This window comes from Pseudomonas sp. H9, assembly GCF_004353925.1.
Lineage (GTDB): Bacteria > Pseudomonadota > Gammaproteobacteria > Pseudomonadales > Pseudomonadaceae > Aquipseudomonas.
This window is the reverse complement of the sequence record NZ_SMOK01000023.1, coordinates 23,729-43,643: the sequence shown is the minus strand read 5'-3', so window position 1 is coordinate 43,643 and position 19,915 is coordinate 23,729. Positions and strand designations below refer to the sequence as shown.

Sequence of the window (19,915 nt, the reverse complement as noted above, 5' to 3'; positions counted from 1 at the left end):
GACCCAAGGTGCAGCGCCTGACGCGCCAGTCCCGCTAGCCCGCTTCGAATAACGCCATGGCTTCGACATGCGCCGTTTGAGGAAACATGTCGAGAATCCCGGCACATTTTAGCCGGTAACCCTGCCTGACCAGCTCGAGCGTGTCGCGGGCCAGGGTTGCCGGGTTGCACGATACATATACAAGACGTTTCGCTCCAAGGTCTGCAATATTTCGCACTACCTCGTAGGCACCGTCTCGCGGTGGGTCCAAGAGTACCGCAGAAAAGCCTCCAGCGGCCCAGCTGGAGGCAGACAAAGGCTGCGATAAATCGGCCTGAAAAAACTGCGTGTTATGCAAATTGTTGTTGCGGGCATTGGCCGCTGCCCGCTCGACCATCGCCTGCACCCCTTCCACCGCCACGACTTCCCGCACTTGCCGGGCCAGAGGCAGGGCGAAATTGCCCAGGCCGCAGAACAGATCAAGCACACGCTCGTCGGCTTGTGGCGCCAGCCAGGCCAACGCCTGCTCGATCATTGCTGTATTGACCTCGGCATTGACCTGCACAAAATCCCCGGGCCGGTACGCCAGCTCCAGGTTCCAGGGTGCCAGGGTAAAACCGAGGGTCTGACCAGCATCATGCGGATAAGGTTCACCCTCTCCCTGCAACCACAGCTGCACCTGGGCCTCTGCGCAAAATGCCTGCACGCGCGCCAGGTCGCCTTCCGCCAACGGCGCGGTATGGCGCAGCAGCAAAGCCACGGCCGTGCCACTGAACAACTCGACATGGCCGATCACCTGCGGCTTGCTCAAGCTCTGCAGTAACAGCGGCAAGTGACGCATGATTGCCTGCAAGGGCTGTACCAGCACCGGGCAGTCATCGATAGCGACGATGTCCTGGCTGGCCTCGGCGCGGAACCCGACTTCAAGCTTCTTGGCTTTGTTGTCCCAACGTACCGCAACCCGCGCCCGACGCCGGTAACCAAACTCGGGGCCGGTCAGGGGGCTGGCCCAGCGCTCGGGAGTGACCCCAGCGACCCTTTGCAACTGCTCAGCCAGCAAGCGCTGCTTGAGGGCCAGTTGATCGGCATGCGGCAAGTGCTGCAGGTTGCAGCCGCCGCAGCGATCAAAATGCTTGCACGGTGCTTCACGACGCGCCGGGCTGGCGGTAAAGACCCGCTCCAGGCGCGCCTCGACCACTTTGCCGTGGGCATTGAGCACGCGTGCTTCGACGTCTTCCTCGGCCAGCGCACCACTGACAAACCAGGTGCGCCCTTCGAGAAAGGCAATACCGCGCCCATCACCGGCCAGGCGCTCGATACGCAGGCGCTGCTTTTTACCGGCAGGAATCTGCGGCGTACGGCTACCGCCGGCCGGCTGGAAGCGCAGGCCGCTGTTACGTTTACTTTTGGACATCAGTTCGCCGCGTCGAAAATACCGGTCGACAGGTAACGGTCGCCACGGTCACAAATAATTGCCACGATCACGGCGTTTTCCAGCTCGCGCGACAGGCGCAACATCGCCGCCACTGCACCACCGGAGGACACACCACAGAAAATGCCCTCTTCCCGGGCCAATCGGCGGGTGGTCTCTTCGGCTTCGCTCTGGGCCATGTCGACCACGCGATCAACGCGGTCAGCCTGGTAGATTTTCGGCAGGTACTCTTCGGGCCAGCGACGAATGCCCGGGATCGCCGAGCCTTCCATCGGCTGCAAACCAACGATCTGTACAGCCGGGTTCTGCTCTTTGAGGTAACGCGAGCAGCCCATGATGGTGCCGGTGGTACCCATGGAGCTGACGAAATGGGTGATGGTGCCGTTGGTCTGCTGCCAGATTTCCGGACCGGTGCTGACGTAGTGGGCTTCGGGATTGTCACCGTTGCCAAACTGGTCGAGCACCAGACCACGGCCATCGGCCTGCAGACGGTCGGCCAGATCACGAGCGCCTTCCATGCCTTCTTCCTTGCTGACCAGAATCAGCTCGGCGCCATAAGCGGTCATTGCCGCTTTGCGTTCGGCACTGGAGTTGTCCGGCATGATCAGGATCATCTTGTAACCCTTGATCGCCGCCGCCATGGCCAAGGCGATCCCGGTGTTGCCGGAGGTCGCTTCGATCAGGGTATCACCGGGCTTGATCTGCCCACGCAGCTCGGCGCGGGTGATCATCGACAGCGCCGGGCGGTCTTTGACCGAACCTGCCGGGTTATTACCTTCAAGCTTGAGCAGGAGGGTGTTGCTGGTCTCACCGGCAATGCGCTGCAGGCGGACCAGAGGCGTGTTGCCGACGCAATCGGCGATGGTTGGGTACTGCAAGGTCATGGCGTAGTTCGCAATCCAGACTGCGGGGGCGCCTATCATACCGGCAAACGCGCGCAGCCCATATCACGCAATGTGTTTGGTTTATAGCTGGAAGCTATAAGCTGTAGGAGCGGGCTTGCCCCGCGATTGCTGTTTACCAGACACACCGCAATCGCGGGGCAAGCCCGCTCCTACACGGTCAAGCTGAGGCTATCGGTAGTTGGATGTTCAAGCGCAAGCCTTCGCCGGTATTTTGCGCCCACAGGCGGCCGCCTTGGCGGGCGATGGCGTTGCGGGCGATGCTCAGGCCCAGGCCGAAGCCACCATCCCCGGGGCGCGAGCCGTCCAGTCGGGTAAACGGTGCGAAGATACGCTCCAGTTCAGTTTCGGCCACGCCTCCTCCCTGATCCTCCAGCCACAGCAGCCAGTGATCGCCCTGCTGGCGGCCGTCCAGGCGAATCACCCCCGTCGCAGGGGAATGACGAATGGCATTGCGCAGGATGTTCTCCAGCGCCTGGGCCAGGGTGTTGAGGTTGCCCTGCACCCAACACGAAGCGTCCAGCGCGCAATGCAGTTGCTCCGTTGGCCAGGTGCTTTCAAAGCAGGCGTCTTCGGCGAGCATTTCCCACAGTGCCTGCACTTGAATGGGTTCTTTGCTCAGCGGCGCCCGCTCGGTGTCGAGCCATGCCAGTTGCAAGGCATCCTCCACCAAGTGTTGCATGCAGTCGATTTCCCGGCTCAGGCGGTCGCGCAACTGCCCGGCGTCGGCCTCGCCTTCACAAGCGACGCGCAGTCGGCTCAAGGGGGTACGCAACTCATGGGACAGGTCGCGCAACATCTGCTGCTGCAAGGCAACCGTGCCCTGCAAGCGTTCGGCCATGTCATCGAAGGCACGCCCCAGCTCACCCAGTTCATCCTGGCGACTGGTGGTGCTACTGGCGACCCGTGCCGAGAGTTGATCCGCACGCCAGGCATTGGCCTGCTCGCGCAGTTGGATCAACGGCATGATCAACATGCGATACAGGCCAATACACAGTAATAACGTGAACAACCCGGGAATGATGCCGTTGGTCATGATCCGCCAGAACAGGCGGTATTGCCCCGGCATCAGGCGCTTCGGCAATTCGATCACCAGCAAACCACGCTCGGGGTGCTCGACAAAGGGCACACGCATCCAGGGCAAACCGATCACGCGCCGGCTGACTGGCCAGTCGATCCCTCGCAGAAAGGTGGCCCGGCGGGCTTGCTCAGGCGTCAGCGGTGTACTGCTCAGCGACTGCAGGTCAGGCCCGAGCACATTCACCCAGATGTTCTCCCTGCCGGCCATATCGACCAACCAGGCATCGACGCCTGACTGCCCGCCCTGCTCCCAGGCCTGCTCGGCTTCGGCGGCATAGGTAGTCAGGGTGGCCCGCGCCTGCTCAGAGAGGAACGCGTTCTGGGTCTCCATGTGTCGGCCCCAGCTCCAGCTCAGGCCAATCATCAACAGGCAGAAGCCCACCAGCAAAATCGCCAGTTTCCAGAACAATGAGTGGCGGTTGGGCAATTCAGTTGAGATCAGCGGCACTGAGCACGTACCCCTTGCCCCACACGGTGCGCACTTCCCTTTCCTGGTAGCCGATGGCTTTGAGCTTGCGGCGGATCTGACTGACATGCATGTCCAGACTACGGTCATGGCGCGCATAGCCACGCTGCAACACCTGCTGATAAAGGAAGGCCTTGCTCAGCACTTCTTCATGGCTGCGGTGCAAGGTGTCGAGCAGCCGATACTCGCTCAACGTCAGCCCTGCCCACTGTTCGCCGCAGCGCACATCACACGCCTGCTCGTCGAAGTGCAAGGCGCCAGCCGGCTCAGCAGCAGGCGCCTGGCGGCGGCGTTCCAGCGCCACACGGCGCAGGATCGCTTCAATACGCACCTGCAATTCGGCCATGCTGAACGGCTTGGGCAAGTAGTCATCAGCGCCTCGTTGGAAGCCACAGATACGGTCAGCCTCAGCACCCAGGGCCGACATCATGATCACTGGCGTCGAGCTGCTTTCACGAAACTTCGACAGCACGTCCAGGCCGTTAAGCCCAGGCAGCAGAATATCCATCAAGACCACGTCGAAACGTGACTGACGTGCCACATCAAGACCGTCGCGCCCACTTCTGCACCAGGTGACCTTGAAGCCACCACGCTGCAAGGTTTCGTGCAGGTGGGCGCCCAGGACAGGGTCATCCTCGATGGCAAGTACACTGGATTCACTAATGGCTTCGGGATTCATTGGCGGGTGCTAGCAATTCTCAGTTACGCGATTATTGAGTAATTACCCTGCTCATTCAACCCGCAACTGCTAGTCGGCACCGCCACAAGGATTTTGCCTACATCGAAAGTCGCTACAAATGAGTGCATTGCTCGAGCAGGCGCGGTACTTTTCCGACTGGGTCCGTCGCCTTGAATCGACGACGTTTACAGCACATGCCAGGCACAGGAGAGTTGCGTGCTCAATAGTTTGGGAATCCGCAGCCGAGTATTGCTGCTGGCCTTGTTGCCTGCTGGCTTGATGGCGTTGGTACTGGGCAGCTATTTCACCTGGCTGCAGCAGAACGAACTGCAAACCCAATTGCTGCAGCGCGGCAAGATGATTGCCGAGCACCTGGCGCCGCTGGTGGCCCCGGCCCTGGCCCGCCGCGACCTGGCCCAACTGGAGCGCGTCGCTGCCCAAACCCTGGAACAAGCCGATGTGCGCGCCGTCGCCCTGCTCAACCCGGAGCGCAGCAGCCTGGCCCACGCCGGGCCCAGCATGCTCAATCAGGCCCCCACCGGTGGCGGAACCGAAATGCTGCAGCGTACCGGCAGAGACGCCACCCGCTACTTGCTACCGGTTTTCGGCCATCATCGTGACCTGGCCGGCGAACATATCCCGAGCCAAACCGACCGGCTGCTGGGCTGGGTGGAAATCGAGCTGTCCCACGACGGTACCCTGCTACGCGGTTACCGCAGCCTGTTTACCAGCCTGCTGCTGATTTTCTTCGGCCTGCTCGGCACAGCCTTGCTGGCGCTGCGTATGAGCCGCACGATCAATGACCCGATCGGCCAGATCAAGCACGCGGTCACTCAACTCAGGGACGGCAACCTGGATGAGCGCTTGCCAGCAATGGGCAGTTACGAGATGGATGAGCTGGCAGCCGGTATCAACCGCATGGCCGAATCCCTGCACAACGCCCATGAAGAGTTGCAGCACAGCATCGACCAGGCGACCGAAGATGTACGCCAGAACCTGGAAACCATCGAGATCCAGAACATCGAACTGGACATGGCACGCAAGGAAGCCCTGGAGGCCAGCCGGATCAAGTCCGAGTTTCTCGCCAACATGAGCCACGAGATTCGCACCCCGCTCAATGGCATCCTCGGCTTCACCCACCTGTTGCAAAAAAGCGAAGTGACCCCGCGTCAGCTCGATTACCTCGGCACCATCGAAAAGTCGGCCAGCAGCTTGCTGGGGATCATCAACGAGATTCTCGATTTCTCCAAGATCGAGGCCGGCAAACTGGTGCTGGACAGCATTCCGTTCAACCTGCGCGACCTGATCCAGGACACCCAGACCATCCTTGCCCCCGCTGCACATGCCAAGCAGCTGGAGCTGGTCAGCCTGATCTACCGCGATACACCGTTGTCGCTGGTGGGCGACCCGCTACGCCTCAAGCAGATCCTCACCAACCTGATCAGCAACGCCATCAAGTTCACCCGCGAAGGCACCATCGTCACCCGCGCCATGCTCGAAGAAGAGCACGAAGACAGCGTACAACTGCGTATCAGCGTGCAAGACACCGGTATCGGCCTGTCCAGTCAGGATGTGCGGGCACTGTTCCAGGCGTTCAGTCAGGCTGACAACTCATTGTCTCGCCAACCCGGCGGTACCGGCCTGGGTCTGGTGATTTCCAAACGCCTGATCGAGCAAATGGGCGGTGAGATCGGCGTCGACAGCACACCGGGTGAAGGCTCGCAGTTCTGGGTCAGCGTGCGTTTGCCCAAAGCCCGTGACGACGCCGAAGACCTGCCGCTGCAATCGCTGGTGGACCGCCGGGTAGCGATTGTCGATGCCCACGAACTGGCGCGTCAGGCCCTGGAGCACCAACTGGAAGACTGCGGCCTGCGTGTAACCGCCTTCAACTCCATCGACCCATTGCTGCATGCCACGGCAGCTGCGCGGATGGCCGGAGAACCGTTCACTCTTGCGGTGTTGGGAGTCAACCTCGACAGCGTTACACCGGAACGCCTGGGCCAATACATTCAGCAACTGGAGCGCCTGGATTGCCAGGCGTTGGTACTGTGCCCAACTACCGAGCAGGCGCTGTACCACCCTTACCTGCCCAACGCGCACAGCCAGCTTCAGGCCAAACCGCCCTGCACCCGCAAATTGCGCCGCGCCCTGCTTGAGCTGGTGCAGCCACGGCGCATGAACAGCGAGGCCAAGGCCGGCATTGAACAACCGCTGCCGAAAATATTGTGTGTCGATGACAACCCGGCCAACCTGCTGCTGGTGCAAACCCTGCTCGAAGACATGGGTGCGTCGGTGCTGGCGGTCGACAGTGGCTATGCTGCCGTTCAGGCTGTTCAGGACGAGCGTTTCGACCTGGTGTTGATGGATGTGCAAATGCCGGGCATGGACGGTCGCGAATGCACCGAGCAGATTCGCCGCTGGGAAAGCAGCCAGAGCGGCGCACCACTGCCTATTGTTGCCCTCACCGCCCACGCCATGGCCAACGAAAAGCGCGCCTTGCTGCACAGCGGCATGGACGACTACCTGACCAAACCGATCAGTGAGCGCCAACTGGCGCAAGTCGTGCTGAAATGGACCGGCCTGAACCTCGCCGCTTCGCACAGCGAACGCTTGCCAGCGCGTATTGCCGACAGCAGTGAACTCAAGGTCCTCGACCCGGAAGAAGGTTTGCGCCTGGCTGCCGGCAAACCCGACCTTGCGGCCGATATGCTGGCCATGTTGCTGGCTTCGCTGGAGGCTGACCGCGAGGCGATTCGTATCGCCCGTGATGCCGCCGACCGCAACGGCATGATCGAGCGGGTGCATCGCCTTAACGGCGCCTCTCGCTACTGTGGGGTACCGCAGTTACGCGCAGCCTGCCAGCGCAGCGAAACCTTGCTCAAACAGAATGACCCCGAAGCCCCCCGTGCTCTGGACGAACTGGACCGGGCGATTATCCGACTCACTGCCCAGGCGCGCCTGAGCGCCTGATCTGCAGCAAGGTGACGAGCAGCCAAGACGGCTAGACTGCCCCCGCAATTGACTCAGGAAGATCCCATGCGCGTACTGTTTTTCAGCAGCCAGACCTACGACCAGGACAGCTTCAACAACACCCCGGCAGCCCACGGCCTGGAGCTGCACTTCCAGCCAGCGCGGCTGACCGAAGACACCGCGGCGCTGGCCAGCGGCCATGAGGTGGTCTGTGCCTTTATTAACGACGACCTCAGCGCACCGGTGCTCAAACGCCTGGCGCAGGGCGGTACGCGCCTGATCGCCCTGCGTTCGGCCGGCTATAACCATGTCGACCTTGCGGCGGCAAAACACCTGGGGTTGGCGGTGGTTCGTGTACCAGCGTACTCACCTCATGCCGTGGCGGAGCATGCCGTCGCCCTGATCCTGGCCCTCAACCGCCGCCTGCACCGAGCCTACAACCGTACCCGCGAAGGCAATTTCAGCCTGCACGGCCTGACCGGCTTCGACCTTCACGGCAAGACCGTCGGCGTGGTCGGTACCGGTCAGATCGGCGCCACATTCGCCCGCATCATGGCCGGTTTCGGTTGCCAGCTACTGGCCTACGACCCCTACCCCAACCCTGAGCTGCTGGCGCTGGGGGCCCGCTACCTGGAACTGCCCGAGCTGCTACGCCAGGCACAAATCATCAGCCTGCATTGCCCCTTGACCGAACAGACCCGTCACTTGATCAACGCGCAAAGCCTGGCACAACTGCAGCCAGGCGCCATGCTGATCAACACCGGGCGCGGCGCGTTGATCGATACCCCGGCGCTGATTGAAGCCCTGAAAGACGGCCAGTTGGGCTACCTCGGCCTGGATGTCTACGAAGAAGAAGCCCAGCTGTTCTTCGAAGACCGCTCCGACCTGCCGCTGCAAGACGACGTGCTGGCACGCTTGTTGACCTTCCCCAATGTCATCGTCACCGCCCACCAGGCCTTCCTGACCCGCGAAGCCCTGGCGGCCATCGCCGAAACGACACTCGATAACATTACCCGCTGGGCGGCAGGCAATCCGCAAAACTTGGTCGAGGGTTGATGCTAGGATACGCGGCAGATTTGGAGGACCCATGGTCGAACACGATTTCCGCTACAACCTGTTTAACCCGCAACACACACTGATCGAATGCCGCGCCTTGGTGCCAGGCCGCTACCAGGTGACCGGCAACGGTGGTTCGATTCAAAAGCATGACATCTTGCTGGTCACCCTCAAGGGCAGCAAGGATCTGTCCATGCGCCTGACCGTGGAAACCGTACGCCACCTGATCAACCCGAGCGGCCAGTGGGTTGCGGTTGCCAGCGGCCCGGTGTTCGGCGAACTGGCCATCCACACCTGGGAGGTCAATTGCGACAGCTGTCAGGCTAACCTGAGCTTCGAATTCGCCGTTGATGCCAAACTGGGCAAGAAAGCCCTGCAACCCGCCGCGACTGCACGCATCGCCGAGCTGGGCTGGAGCAGCCGTGGCGACAAACACCTGTGCCCGAAATGCAAGGAGACGGCCCAGTGAAAACCCTGTTGCTCTCAGCCCTGGCCGGTACCGCCCTCTTGGGTTGCGCCGCAGAGCCGATGAAGCTGGAACAAGAGCGTAGCTATCTGCTGGAGTGGATTGGTGAACGCCCGCTGATGGATTACAGCCACCTGACCCTGACCTTGGCCGAAGATGGCCGGGCGTACGGTAACGCCGGCTGCAACCACTGGTTCGCGCCTTACCAGCTTGACGGCCACAAACTGACGTTCGGCAAGGTCGGAAGCACCCGCAAGCTGTGTGCACCGGCCTTGATGGAACAGGAAAAACGCTTCCTCCAGGCGCTGGAAACCGTGCAGCGCTGGGATATCTCGCCGATCGAGCAGGTGCGTTTCTGGCCGGCCGAGGGCAAACCTCTGCGTTTCTGGCCTGAAGAAGGCTGAAACGCATCGCGGGGCAAGCCCGCTCCTACCGTGGGAGCGGGCTTGCCCCGCGAAGGTCAGGCGCCCTTATGCGCCTTGATCTTCGCGTTCAGCCCTTCCAGGGTCTGCTCGCCCATCAACTGCTCACGCACCTTGCCCTTGTCATCGATGATGTAGGTCACCGGCAAGGCTTCGCTGCGCGGCAGCTCATAACGCTCGGCCGGGTCGGTGGCCAGCACGGTGAAGCCGATACCGAGGGCTTCACTGGCTTTTTTCAGCTCTTCCCCCTGCAGGCCGTCGAAGTTCACTCCGACCACCTTGATGCCTTGGGTCTGCCACTGTTTGGCGGCGGCATTGAGTTCCGGAATTTCAGTCCGGCATGGGCCACACCATTCAGCCCAGTAATTGAGCACCAGCCAGTGCCCGTCAATCTGCTCGGCTTTTACGGTCTGGCCGTTCTGGTCCAGGCCGTAGTCTGCACCGCAACCGCCGAGCAACAAGCTCGCGGTGATGGCCAGTGCTGCTGCCAAACGCCTTGTCATGGGTCAATCCTTCTCTAAGATTCAAGCAAAATGCGAAGTCGCTGCGGTTAGAATAGCCGCCACACCCTGCTGGATGCGACCCGAACATGACTGATCTGACCCTCTATCACAATCCACGCTGCTCCAAATCCCGCGGCGCGCTTGAACTGCTCGAAGCGCGCGGCCTGGCTCCGACGGTGGTTCGCTACCTGGAAACCCCGCCCGACGCAGCAACCCTCAAGGCTCTGCTGGAAAAGCTCGGCATCGGTGCACGCCAGCTACTGCGCAGCGGTGAAGACGAATACAAGGAACTGAACCTGGCCGATCTGGCGCTGAGCGATGCGCAACTGATCGACGCCATGGCCAAGCATCCGAAACTGATTGAGCGGCCGATTCTGGTCGCTGGAAACAAAGCGGTGATCGGTCGTCCACCGGAGAAGGTGCTGGAGATCCTGCCGTGAGCGCACCGTACATCCTGATTCTGTTCTACAGCCGCCACGGCTCGACCAGCGAGATGGCCCGGCAGATCGCCCGTGGCGTCGAGATGGCCGGCCTGGAAGCGCGCATCCGCACCGTTCCGGCGATTTCCACCGAGTGCGAGGCAGTCGCCCCAGACATCCCAGAGTCAGGTGCGCTGTATGCCACCCTGGACGACCTGCGCCACTGCTCGGGCCTGGCCCTGGGCAGCCCAACGCGCTTCGGCAACATGGCCGCGCCGCTCAAGTACTTCATCGATGGCACCAGCAGCCTGTGGCTCAGCGGTGGCCTGGTGGGCAAACCGGCAGCAGCGTTCACCTCGACCGCCAGCCTGCACGGTGGCCAGGAATCAACCTTGTTGTCGATGCTGCTGCCATTGATGCACCACGGCATGCTGATCATGGGCCTGCCCTACAGCGAGTCGGCGCTGCTGGAAACCCGTGGCGGCGGTACGCCTTATGGCGCCAGCCACCACGCCGGGGCCGACGGTAAACGCGACCTGGACGCCGACGAAATCGCCCTGTGCCGCGCTTTGGGGCAACGCCTGGCAACCACCGCCAAACTGCTGGAGAACGGCCGTGGCTAAAAAGCCCAAGGTGCTGCCTTCGATCGACTGGCTGGCACCCCGCCTGCGCTTGGCGCGGGCGCTGAGCCTGGCGAGTTTTTTCGGCCTGATCGCCCTGCTGACAGTCAACAATCTGCTGTTCGCCGACCTGCACGGTGCACGCATCAGCGTGATCCTCGCGGTCGAGCTGGTGCCGCTGGCGCTGCTATTGCCGGGCATTTTGCTGGGTAATGCGCGCGCCCATGCCTGGACCTGCTTCGTGGTCAACCTGTACTTCATCAAAGGGGTACTGGCCGCGTTTGACCCGGCGCGGGCGTTGTTCGGCTGGCTGGAAGTGGCGATCAGCCTGGCGCTGTTCGTTAGCGCTTTGCTGTATGTGCGCTGGCGTTTTCAGTATGACCGGCGCTTGGCTGGCGAAAGCTGAAAAGCATCGCGGGGCAAGCCCGCTCCCACCGTGGGAGCGGGCTTGCCCCGCGATAAGTCTCAATGATTGACGGTATGCGCCAGCATCACCGACAACTGGCACAGCGGCCGGCCACTGTCGGCATGCCACTGATTGAACGCTGCCTGCACCAACGCCAGATCACGCTGACTGGTCGGCGGCTTGTCGATGATGTCCTGCGCAATCAATGCGGCACTCATGTCATCGGTGGGAATGAACGTGTCCTTGCCAATCATGCGCAAGAACCGCGGTGCCGATAGCCCGCCCAGCTGATTGCCATGCTTGGCCAGGTATTTCCACAAACCGACGATATCAGTCACCGGCCAGTCGGCAATCAGGTTGCCGAAGCTGCCCTGCTGCTGTTCAACATCAAGGATCATCTGCGCATTACGCGGTACGCTCTTGAGCTTGCCCAGGTGGCGGATGATCCGGGTGTCCTGCATCAACCGCTCCAGATGCTCAGCCCCCATCAGCACAACCTTGTGCGGGTCGAAGCCAAAGAACACCTGCTCAAAGGCCGGCCATTTGGCGTCGACCAGGCTGTGCTTGAGCCCCGCGCGAAACACCCGCAGGGCCAACATCGAGAGGTAACGGTCAGCGCTGATGGCCCGCAGCTGCTCCGGCGTTTTCGCCTGAGGCAGGTACGCCTCCAGCGCCTCAGCGGAGCCGAAGCGATTCAGGCAGTACTCGTACAGCCATTGATAGTCACGCATGCCGGTCAGATATTCAGCACGTCGAGGAAGCGTGGCGGTGCGGTGTCGTCGATCTTCAGGTTGACGAAGTCGAACAGGTTACGGTCGGCCAGCTGCGATGGCACTACGTTCTGCAAGCCACGGAAGATGCTCTCGGTACGGCCTGGGGTTTTGCGTTCCCACTCCACCAGCATGTCCTTGACCACCTGACGTTGCAGGTTTTCCTGCGAGCCGCACAGGTTGCACGGAATGATCGGGAATTCTTTCAGGTCCGAATAGGCCTGGATGTCTTTCTCGCTGCAGTAGGCCAGCGGGCGAATCACCACGTTGCGACCGTCGTCAGCACGCAGCTTCGGCGGCATGGCCTTGAGCGTGCCGTTGAAGAACATATTGAGGAAGAAGGTCTCGACGATGTCGTCACGGTGGTGACCCAGCGCCATCTTGGTCGCGCCGATTTCGTCGGCGAAGGTGTACAGGGTGCCGCGGCGCAGGCGCGAGCACAGCGAGCAAGTGGTCTTGCCTTCCGGGACCAGCTCCTTGACCACCGAGTAGGTGTCTTTCTCGACGATGTGGTACTCAACGCCCAGGCCCTTGAGGTAGGCCGGCAGCACATGCTCGGGGAAACCAGGTTGCTTCTGGTCCATGTTCACCGCGACGATTTCGAACTTGATCGGCGCCACTTTCTGCAGGTACAGCAGAACATCGAGCATGGTGTAGCTGTCTTTGCCGCCCGACAGGCAGACCATGACCTTGTCACCGTCTTCGATCATGTTGAAGTCAGTGATGGCTTCGCCAGCGAGACGACGCAGGCGTTTTTGCAGTTTGTTCTGGTTGACCGAAAGGGTGCCCATAGCGCTTGGAATCCGCGAGGTGTGACAAAAGCGGCCTATTTTACGCACAAACCGCCGCCAGGCGTAGGCCAATCCGATAAAGACTGCAAGGTGATTAGCCGCCACGCTGACAGCGCAATTTGCTCTAAAAAGCGGGCTTTGAGCAGCTAACTCCTTCCTATACTGCGACATAAGGCCACATCAAAGGTGACCTCGATCCTCTGGCCCCCATCACTTGGGGTCGCAAGCGCTCCGCTGGGGGGCGATGGCAACAACGGAAGGAGTGACTGGCATGATCCATCACGTATTGGGGCTGTTTACCCATCCTGACCAAGAATGGAAAGAAATCCGTGGCGAGGAAGAAAGCATCAGCCACATGTACCTGACCCATACCCTGATTCTGGCGGCCATCCCCGCCGTATCAGCTTTTATCGGCACCACCCAGGTAGGCTGGGTCATCGGCGATCGCGCCCCGGTCATGTTGACCCAGGAAAGCGCGCTATGGATGACCATCATGTCGTACCTGGCAATGCTGGCTGGCGTGGCCGTTATGGGCGCGTTCATTCACTGGATGGCGCGCACCTACGACGCCAACCCGAGCTTGACCCGCTGCATAGCGTTCGCGACGTACACCGCAACGCCGCTATTCATTGGCGGCCTGGCGGCGCTCTACCCCCACCTGTGGCTGGGAATGATCATCGGCACGGCAGCCGTGTGCTACACGGTTTACCTGCTCTATGTCGGCCTGCCGACCTTCATGAACATACCTTCGGATGAAGGCTTTTTGTTCTCGAGTTCGGTACTGGCGGTCGGCCTGGTGGTGCTGGTAGCCATCATGGCCTTCACCGTGATCGTCTGGGGACTTGGCGTGGGACCTGTGTATACAAACTAGTGTCATTGCTTGAGTAGGAGCGGGCTTGCCCCGCGATACGATGTGACTGATACACCGCCATCGCGGGGCAAGCCCGCTCCTACAACTATTAGAAAAGCAGCAACATAGGCGCAATAACCATCAGGCCACCGCAAGGTGGCCTGATGCTGTGCGCTGACAGGTGGCTCGGCAGCGCCGTAGCGGTTGCGGCATAATTGCTGGTCAGGAGTGTTCCCCGATATGCCCGAACTGCTCAAATCCCGCGTCGAAACCTGTTACCAGCAAGCCGAAACCTTTTTCAAACGCCCCTTCCCGCGCCCCGAAGTCAGCTTCAAGCTGCGAGGGCAAAAGGCCGGTGTCGCCCATTTGCACGAGAACCTGCTGCGCTTCAACCTACAGCTGTACCGTGAAAACAGCGAAGACTTCCTCAAACAAACCGTTGCCCACGAAGTGGCCCACCTGGTGGCTCACCAGCTGTTTGGTGACCGCATCCAGCCGCACGGTGAGGAATGGCAGTTGATCATGCGTGGCGTGTATGAGCTGCCGCCCAATCGTTGCCACAACTATGCGGTGAAGCGGCGCACGGTGACCCGCTACATCTATCGCTGCCCGTGTGCCGACAGCGACTTCCCCTTCTCGGCCCAACGTCACAGCCTGGTGCGCCAGGGGCGGCGCTACCTGTGTCGGCGCTGCCGGCATACCTTGGTGTATAGCGGCGAGACGCGGGTGGAGTAGAAAGCATCGCGGGGCAAGCCCGCTCCCACAGAAGATCATGCACCTCTGTGGGAGCGGGCTTGCCCCGCGAAAATAGCTTACTACTGCTTATTAGCGAGCCGGACCTTCAGCCACACCCAGGTCATCCATCGGGCGGGTATCAACCAGCGGCGAACCACCGGAAGCCAGTTCCGTGTGCAGTTTGTCTTCGTCCAGTTCCTTGACCCACTTGGCCACTACCACGGTCGCAACCGCGTTACCAATCAGGTTGGTCAGGGCACGGGCCTCGGACATGAAGCGGTCGATACCCAGGATCAGCGCCAGGCCGGCCACCGGCAGGTGACCAACAGCCGACAGGGTCGCCGCCAGCACGATAAAGCCCGAACCGGTGACACCGGCAGCACCTTTGGACGCTACCAGCAGCACCAGCAGCAAGGTGATCTGGTGGGTGATGTCCATGGTGGTGTCAGTAGCCTGAGCGATGAACACCGCAGCCATGGTCAGGTAGATCGAGGTACCGTCGAGGTTGAACGAGTAGCCCGTCGGGATGACCAGGCCAACCACCGACTTCTTCGCACCCAGGCGCTCCATTTTGGTCAGCATGCGTGGCAGCGCCGACTCGGACGACGAGGTGCCGAGTACGATCATCAGCTCTTCACGGATGTAGCGGATCAGCTTGAGGATGCTGAAGCCGTGAGCACGGGCGATACCGCCCAGTACCACCAGAATGAAGAACACACAGGTGACGTAGAAGCAGGCCATCAGGTAGCCCAGTTGCACCAGCGACCCCACGCCGTACTGGCCGATGGTGAAGGCCATGGCACCAAAGGCACCGACTGGCGCCAGCTTCATGATCATGTTGATGATGTTGAACATGACATGCGCGAAGCGGTCGATCAGGTCCAGCAGCGGTTTGCCATAGGCACCCAGGCGATGCAGGGCAAAGCCGAAGATCACCGAGAACATCAGCACTTGCAGGATGTCACCGTTGGCGAAGGCGCCGACGACGGTGTTAGGGATGATGTTGAGCAGGAAGCCGACGGTGGTCTGCTGCGCGCCGGCGGCGGCATAGGCGGCCACGCTGCTGGCGTTCAGGGTGCTGACGTCGATGTGCATGCCGGCGCCAGGCTGGACCACGTTGACCACGACCAGGCCAATGATCAGGGCAATGGTCGAGACGATTTCGAAGTAGAGCAGCGCATAGCCACCGGTTTTGCCGACCGACTTCATGCTTTGCATGCCAGCGATGCCGCTGACCACGGTGCAGAAGATGATCGGGGCGATGACCATCTTGATCAGTTTGACGAACCCGTCACCCAGCGGTTTCAGGGCAACGCCGGTTTCGGGGTAGTAGTGGCCCAGCAGGATACCGATGGTGATCGCTACTAACACCTGGATATACAGCGATTTGTACAGTGGCTGACGCGTCGTCATGGCTATTTCCTCAAGTGTACCGGCCCGATCCTTCCCAGGACGCGAGGGGTACCTAAAGCGCGAACCCTCCTGCACTGGAGGGATTTGTTGTGTCGAGCTGCCTGGCAGAACTCTGTCTGGGCAATAGCAAGCCCGGTGCCAAAATGCGCTTTAGCGGTGCAAGCCCCGTATTTACGGGGGTTTTACGCACAATGAGGAAGCAGAAATGTCGAGCGACTTGGCGGATTTCCGCCCGACATCTTTTCCACAAGGATAAGGATGGCGGTTATCCGCCCACCGCAGGAGAGGGTCAGTCGAGGTTCAAGCGAACGCGAAAGGCGGCGCCGCCCAAGGGTGAGTCTTCAAGGGTAAGGCTGGCGTCATAGCTGTCGATGATGTCCTTGACCACCGCCAGACCGATACCCTGCCCGGGGTTCTGCCGATCCAGGCGTTCGCCGCGTTGCAGGATACGTTCGCGCTGCTCTGGTGGAACGCCGGGGCCATCGTCCTCGACACACAGCTCGACCTGTGACGGCTGGGTATGCAGACTAATGCGCACTTGGCTCAAGCACAGACGGTAGGCGTTCTCCAGCAAGTTACCGAGCAGTTCCAGCAAAGCGCCCTGCTCCATCGGCACCACTGCGTGCTCGGGAATATCGAGGATGACCTCGACTCGTTTGTCGCGATACACCTTGGCCAAGGTGCTGCACAAGCTTTCAAGCAGCGGCTTCAGCACCACCTGGTGACGCACCAGGCCGCTCTTGCGCAGGCTGGCACGCTGCAGTTGGTAGTCGATCTGCTGGCTCATACGTTCGATCTGGCTTTGCAGAATCCGCGACTGTTCACGGTCTTCACGGCGCTGGCCCATGCTTTCACTCACCCCTTGCAGCACTGCCAACGGGGTTTTCAGGCTATGGGCCAGATCGCCCAACGAATCGCGGTAGCGTTGGCGCTGCTCACGCTCACTGCGCAGCAAGCGGTTCAGCGAGCCGGTCAGGCGCAGTAGCTCACGAGGGTGCTCACCACTCAGCCCTTCACGGGCGCCGGATTCGACATCGTCCAGTTCACGGCTCAACTGGCGTAATGAACGCAGCCCCCAGGTCAGGCCGGCCCAGAGCAGTATCAGCAAGGCCAATAGCGCCGCACCAAAGCCCAGGTACAAGCGCTCGCGCAGGCCATTGAGGGTTTGCTGGTACTCCCGCACCGGTTGCAGGGCAATAATGCTGAAAGCCGCAGTTTTGCCGCCAAGCAGTTTGACCTCTACGTCGTAGACGAAAAACTCCTCACCATTGTCCTGGCGGATCCGCGCAAACTCGTTGCCACGCCCGTCGTAGCGCGGGGTGTAGTTGATGTTTTCATCGGCGGTGGCCCGCGATCGCCAGACCAAATTGCCCTGGCGATCGTAGATGTAACCCAGCAAACGACTGTCGGGCAGGTTGAACTGTTCATCGGGCAGCAACATCGGCATCTGCAACTGGTTGTGCTCGATACGCGCCGCGGAAATCAGGGTGGTGACATCCGAAGCCAGGCGCTTTTCAATCGCTTCCTGCAACGCCAGGCTGAAGGCCTTCTGCAAGGCCGGCAGCAGCGCCAGCATGAACAATACCGCCAACAGCGCCGCAGCCACCATCAAGCGCAGGCGTAGTGATCGAATCATCGGCAGCGCTCAGTAAACAGGTAACCCAGGCCGCGCACCGTATCGATCGGTTTGAAACCGTTGCTGCCTTCCAGCTTACGCCGCAGGCGGCCCACCAGCACTTCGATCACATTCGGGTCACGCTCGTCGTCATCGGGGTACAACTGCTCCATCAGACGGTCCTTGGCCACCACCTGCTGATGATGACGCATCAGGTACTCAAGAATGCGGTACTCATAGGCTGTCAGCGCCAGCGGCTCATCGTCGAGGGTCGCTTGCTTGCGGTTCAGGTCCAGCAGCAACGGGCCGGCGGCAATAGTCGACTGGACAAAGCCACTGGAGCGACGCAACAGGGCATTGAGACGCGCCTCCAGCTCTTCAAACTGGAATGGCTTGACCACATAGTCGTCGGCACCGGCCGCCAGGCCTTCAACCTTGTCTTGCCAGTTGCCCCGCGCGGTGAGGATCAGAATGGGGAAACTCTTGCCTTGGGATCGCAATTGGCGGATCAGGTCCAGCCCGCTCATGCCCGGCAGGCCCAGGTCGATCACCGCCAGGTCGTGGTTGTATTGCTCAGCCTGGTACAACGCCTCTTCGGCATCCGGAACGGCCTCAACCACGTGCCCGCTTTCACTCAAGCGGCTGTACAAGTGATGACGCAACAGCGCCTCATCCTCAACCACCAGCAGTTTCATAGGTTCCTCCCTAGCAAAGAATTCCGGCGCAGTACCTTGCGCCTGCAGAATAACAGCGAACCGGCTGTGCACCTGCAAGCCGGTTCGGGCAATCTCATGCGTCGGTCAGAAGGCGTAGTTGGCCGACAGGTAAGTTTGCGCACTGCTGTCCAGGCGCAGGGTGCCGATCTTCGAACCGCCATGCTCGACCAGCTCAGTGCTGGCATTGCTGCGCAGGTAACGGTAGCCCAGTTCGACCGAGGCATTGTCGGTGACCTGTTGCAACAAGCCAGCCTGCAGGCCTACGGCATACCCGGTATCGGTGTCGCGGCTGTAACCGGACGACTCCTGGCTGAGCTTGGTGACACCGGCGCTGGCGCCGCCGAACAGTTTGGTGGTGTTGCCCAGCGGGTAGAACACATCGTAGCTACCGAGCAGGTTTTCCTGACGCATCTTCAGGCCGCTATGGTCGTTGGAAACGTTGTCATAAGTAAGGTAGTAGCGGCGATCATTGTTCATCTGGCCAACGCGTACACCCCAGGTGCCATCTTTACTGATGATGCCGTCGGTATTGAGGTGATCGGTGTTGCTGCTCAGCAAACCGGACTTTTTGATCTTGTCGCTGGTCTGGCCATAGGTGACACCGGCGAAGGTGGTGTCGGCGGCCTGGACTGCAGCACTGGCGCCGAAAAAGGCTACGGCGAGGAACAAGGTGTTGAGCGCTTTCATAAGGTTTACTCCTGGCAATGTGCCGTTTGGGTGTTGAAGCCAGAGTAAGGAAAACCGCCTGAACGACCGCTGAACCCCGCCTGAACCTAAGCTGAACAACCTGTAGGAGCGGGCTTGCTGTGGGAGCGGGCTTGCCCCGCGATAGCGGTTTGTCTGATGAATCGCATCGCGGGGCAAGCCCGCTCCTACAGCAAGCCCGCTCCTACCGGTTATTTCCTATGGCACAATAGCGGCCATGAATGCACTCCCCGCCTGCTGTGCCCCGCTGCTGCACCATTGGCCCCTGCCCCGTCCGGTGCCAGGTGCGGTATTGGTCAGTTGCCCCTTCGATCCCGCCTTGCTGGCCAGCGACGATTTCGCCCGTGCTGGCATCGTGCAAACAGCCAGCCTGCAACGCTCGGTAGCCAAGCGCCAGGCCGAGTATCTGGCAGGCCGTGTGTGTGCCCGGGCCGCATTGCAGCACCTGGATGGCCGCGAGTATGTCCCCGGCACCCACGAAGACCGCTCGCCAATCTGGCCAACCGGCATCAGCGGCTCGATCACCCATGGCAAAGGCTGGGCTGCCGCCGTTGTGGCACACAGCAGTGACTGCCAGGGGTTGGGGCTGGATCAGGAAAGCCTGCTCAGCGATGAGCGAGCCGAACGCCTGGCGCGGGAAATCCTCACTGAAGCAGAGCTGGCCAGGATGAACGCAAGCCAGGTGGGCTTGACCGTCACCCTGACCTTCTCCCTTAAAGAAAGCCTGTTCAAGGCCCTCTACCCAATCGTGCAGCAGCGTTTCTACTTCGAGCATGCCGAGGTACTGGAGTGGTCAGCCGAGGGGTACGCACGCCTGCGCTTGCTCACCGACCTGTCGGCGCAGTGGCACACCGGGCGGGAATTGGAAGGGCAGTTCTGTCTGCAAGATGACCAGTTGCTCAGCCTGGTAAGTGCCTGAG

21 protein-coding genes are annotated in these 19,915 nt (G+C 61.0%); 10 read left to right on the top strand and 11 right to left on the bottom strand.

The window, feature by feature from the left end:
• Window positions 1-34: 34 nt before the first annotated feature.
• The 4 genes from rlmD to E1573_RS17800 form a co-directional block, all read right to left on the bottom strand.
• Entirely contained in the window at window positions 35-1,393 is a 1,359-nt protein-coding gene (gene rlmD, locus E1573_RS17815) for a 23S rRNA (uracil(1939)-C(5))-methyltransferase RlmD (protein WP_133215898.1), read from the bottom strand.
• Complete coding sequence (cysM, locus tag E1573_RS17810; protein WP_165957353.1) at window positions 1,393-2,295, bottom strand: cysteine synthase CysM; 903 nt, start codon at window positions 2,293-2,295, stop codon at window positions 1,393-1,395. The genes rlmD and cysM overlap by 1 nt, the downstream gene beginning before the upstream one ends.
• 178 nt (window positions 2,296-2,473) lie before the next feature.
• Entirely contained in the window at window positions 2,474-3,820 is a 1,347-nt protein-coding gene (locus tag E1573_RS17805) for a sensor histidine kinase (RefSeq protein WP_256659571.1), read from the bottom strand.
• 1 nt (window position 3,821) lies between these two features.
• On the bottom strand, window positions 3,822-4,538 hold the full coding sequence (locus E1573_RS17800; protein WP_133215896.1) for a response regulator transcription factor: 717 nt from the start codon (window positions 4,536-4,538) through the stop codon (window positions 3,822-3,824).
• Between the two features lie 216 nt (window positions 4,539-4,754).
• Here E1573_RS17800 and E1573_RS17795 point away from each other — a divergent pair, with 216 nt between their 5' ends.
• The 4 genes from E1573_RS17795 to E1573_RS17780 all read left to right on the top strand — a co-directional run bounded on the left by E1573_RS17795 (window position 4,755) and on the right by E1573_RS17780 (window position 9,434).
• A complete protein-coding gene (locus E1573_RS17795; protein WP_133215895.1) occupies window positions 4,755-7,508 on the top strand; it encodes a response regulator in 2,754 nt (917 codons plus the stop codon).
• 66 nt (window positions 7,509-7,574) lie between these two features.
• Complete coding sequence (locus E1573_RS17790; protein WP_133215894.1) at window positions 7,575-8,564, top strand: 2-hydroxyacid dehydrogenase; 990 nt, start codon at window positions 7,575-7,577, stop codon at window positions 8,562-8,564.
• Window positions 8,565-8,595: 31 nt separating this feature from the next.
• The gene (locus E1573_RS17785) at window positions 8,596-9,033 is read left to right on the top strand and encodes a hypothetical protein (RefSeq protein WP_133215893.1); all 438 of its coding nucleotides are present in this window, start codon (window positions 8,596-8,598) and stop codon (window positions 9,031-9,033) included.
• The gene (locus E1573_RS17780) at window positions 9,030-9,434 is read left to right on the top strand and encodes an META domain-containing protein (RefSeq protein WP_371925188.1); all 405 of its coding nucleotides are present in this window, start codon (window positions 9,030-9,032) and stop codon (window positions 9,432-9,434) included. The genes E1573_RS17785 and E1573_RS17780 overlap by 4 nt, the downstream gene beginning before the upstream one ends.
• Before the next feature lie 56 nt (window positions 9,435-9,490).
• Here E1573_RS17780 and E1573_RS17775 read toward each other — a convergent pair whose 3' ends face one another.
• Window positions 9,491-9,955, bottom strand: a complete 465-nt coding sequence (locus E1573_RS17775; protein WP_133215891.1) for a TlpA disulfide reductase family protein — start codon at window positions 9,953-9,955, stop codon at window positions 9,491-9,493.
• Window positions 9,956-10,041: 86 nt separating this feature from the next.
• Here E1573_RS17775 and arsC point away from each other — a divergent pair, with 86 nt between their 5' ends.
• Genes arsC through E1573_RS17760 form a run of 3 tightly spaced genes read left to right on the top strand, consistent with a single transcriptional unit; the run spans window position 10,042 to window position 11,400 of the window.
• Entirely contained in the window at window positions 10,042-10,395 is a 354-nt protein-coding gene (gene arsC / locus E1573_RS17770; RefSeq protein ID WP_133215890.1) for an arsenate reductase (glutaredoxin), read from the top strand.
• Window positions 10,392-10,997, top strand: coding sequence for an NAD(P)H:quinone oxidoreductase (wrbA, locus tag E1573_RS17765; protein ID WP_133215889.1), 606 nt, complete (start codon window positions 10,392-10,394; stop codon window positions 10,995-10,997). The genes arsC and wrbA overlap by 4 nt, the downstream gene beginning before the upstream one ends.
• The gene (locus E1573_RS17760; RefSeq protein WP_133215888.1) at window positions 10,990-11,400 is read left to right on the top strand and encodes a DUF2069 domain-containing protein; all 411 of its coding nucleotides are present in this window, start codon (window positions 10,990-10,992) and stop codon (window positions 11,398-11,400) included. The genes wrbA and E1573_RS17760 overlap by 8 nt, the downstream gene beginning before the upstream one ends.
• A gap of 59 nt (window positions 11,401-11,459) precedes the next feature.
• On the opposite strand, the gene E1573_RS17755 is transcribed toward E1573_RS17760, so the two are convergent.
• On the bottom strand, window positions 11,460-12,131 hold the full coding sequence (locus E1573_RS17755) for a DNA-3-methyladenine glycosylase I (RefSeq protein WP_133215887.1): 672 nt from the start codon (window positions 12,129-12,131) through the stop codon (window positions 11,460-11,462).
• Window positions 12,132-12,136: 5 nt separating this feature from the next.
• Window positions 12,137-12,961, bottom strand: a complete 825-nt coding sequence (ttcA, locus tag E1573_RS17750; RefSeq protein ID WP_133215886.1) for a tRNA 2-thiocytidine(32) synthetase TtcA — start codon at window positions 12,959-12,961, stop codon at window positions 12,137-12,139.
• Between the two features lie 271 nt (window positions 12,962-13,232).
• Between ttcA and E1573_RS17745 the strand changes: the two genes are divergently transcribed.
• Window positions 13,233-13,832, top strand: coding sequence for a Yip1 family protein (locus E1573_RS17745; RefSeq protein WP_133215885.1), 600 nt, complete (start codon window positions 13,233-13,235; stop codon window positions 13,830-13,832).
• 219 nt (window positions 13,833-14,051) lie between these two features.
• Complete coding sequence (locus tag E1573_RS17740) at window positions 14,052-14,546, top strand: SprT family zinc-dependent metalloprotease (RefSeq protein ID WP_133215884.1); 495 nt, start codon at window positions 14,052-14,054, stop codon at window positions 14,544-14,546.
• A 90-nt stretch (window positions 14,547-14,636) separates the two neighbouring features.
• On the opposite strand, the gene E1573_RS17735 is transcribed toward E1573_RS17740, so the two are convergent.
• The 4 genes from E1573_RS17735 to E1573_RS17720 form a co-directional block, all read right to left on the bottom strand.
• Entirely contained in the window at window positions 14,637-15,959 is a 1,323-nt protein-coding gene (locus E1573_RS17735) for a dicarboxylate/amino acid:cation symporter (protein ID WP_133215883.1), read from the bottom strand.
• 289 nt (window positions 15,960-16,248) lie between these two features.
• Window positions 16,249-17,595, bottom strand: a complete 1,347-nt coding sequence (locus E1573_RS17730) for an ATP-binding protein (RefSeq protein ID WP_133215882.1) — start codon at window positions 17,593-17,595, stop codon at window positions 16,249-16,251.
• On the bottom strand, window positions 17,592-18,269 hold the full coding sequence (locus tag E1573_RS17725) for a response regulator (protein ID WP_133215881.1): 678 nt from the start codon (window positions 18,267-18,269) through the stop codon (window positions 17,592-17,594). Before E1573_RS17725 ends, E1573_RS17730 begins: the two co-directional genes overlap by 4 nt.
• 105 nt (window positions 18,270-18,374) lie before the next feature.
• On the bottom strand, window positions 18,375-18,977 hold the full coding sequence (locus tag E1573_RS17720; protein ID WP_133215880.1) for an outer membrane beta-barrel protein: 603 nt from the start codon (window positions 18,975-18,977) through the stop codon (window positions 18,375-18,377).
• Window positions 18,978-19,212: 235 nt separating this feature from the next.
• Here E1573_RS17720 and E1573_RS17715 point away from each other — a divergent pair, with 235 nt between their 5' ends.
• The gene (locus tag E1573_RS17715; protein WP_133215879.1) at window positions 19,213-19,914 is read left to right on the top strand and encodes a 4'-phosphopantetheinyl transferase; all 702 of its coding nucleotides are present in this window, start codon (window positions 19,213-19,215) and stop codon (window positions 19,912-19,914) included.
• The last annotated feature ends 1 nt before the right edge of the window (window position 19,915 follow it).

Coding starts and splice junctions, on each gene's coding strand:
- E1573_RS17730 (WP_133215882.1), bottom strand. CDS start 17,595: ATGATTCGATCACTACGCCTGCGCTTGATGGTGGCTGCGGCGCTGTTG.
- ttcA (WP_133215886.1), bottom strand. CDS start 12,961: ATGGGCACCCTTTCGGTCAACCAGAACAAACTGCAAAAACGCCTGCGT.
- E1573_RS17720 (WP_133215880.1), bottom strand. CDS start 18,977: ATGAAAGCGCTCAACACCTTGTTCCTCGCCGTAGCCTTTTTCGGCGCC.
- E1573_RS17745 (WP_133215885.1), top strand. CDS start 13,233: ATGATCCATCACGTATTGGGGCTGTTTACCCATCCTGACCAAGAATGG.
- E1573_RS17735 (WP_133215883.1), bottom strand. CDS start 15,959: ATGACGACGCGTCAGCCACTGTACAAATCGCTGTATATCCAGGTGTTA.
- arsC (WP_133215890.1), top strand. CDS start 10,042: ATGACTGATCTGACCCTCTATCACAATCCACGCTGCTCCAAATCCCGC.
- E1573_RS17775 (WP_133215891.1), bottom strand. CDS start 9,955: ATGACAAGGCGTTTGGCAGCAGCACTGGCCATCACCGCGAGCTTGTTG.
- E1573_RS17785 (WP_133215893.1), top strand. CDS start 8,596: ATGGTCGAACACGATTTCCGCTACAACCTGTTTAACCCGCAACACACA.
- E1573_RS17740 (WP_133215884.1), top strand. CDS start 14,052: ATGCCCGAACTGCTCAAATCCCGCGTCGAAACCTGTTACCAGCAAGCC.
- E1573_RS17715 (WP_133215879.1), top strand. CDS start 19,213: ATGAATGCACTCCCCGCCTGCTGTGCCCCGCTGCTGCACCATTGGCCC.
- rlmD (WP_133215898.1), bottom strand. CDS start 1,393: ATGTCCAAAAGTAAACGTAACAGCGGCCTGCGCTTCCAGCCGGCCGGC.
- E1573_RS17725 (WP_133215881.1), bottom strand. CDS start 18,269: ATGAAACTGCTGGTGGTTGAGGATGAGGCGCTGTTGCGTCATCACTTG.
- cysM (WP_165957353.1), bottom strand. CDS start 2,295: ATGACCTTGCAGTACCCAACCATCGCCGATTGCGTCGGCAACACGCCT.
- E1573_RS17800 (WP_133215896.1), bottom strand. CDS start 4,538: ATGAATCCCGAAGCCATTAGTGAATCCAGTGTACTTGCCATCGAGGAT.
- E1573_RS17790 (WP_133215894.1), top strand. CDS start 7,575: ATGCGCGTACTGTTTTTCAGCAGCCAGACCTACGACCAGGACAGCTTC.
- E1573_RS17755 (WP_133215887.1), bottom strand. CDS start 12,131: ATGCGTGACTATCAATGGCTGTACGAGTACTGCCTGAATCGCTTCGGC.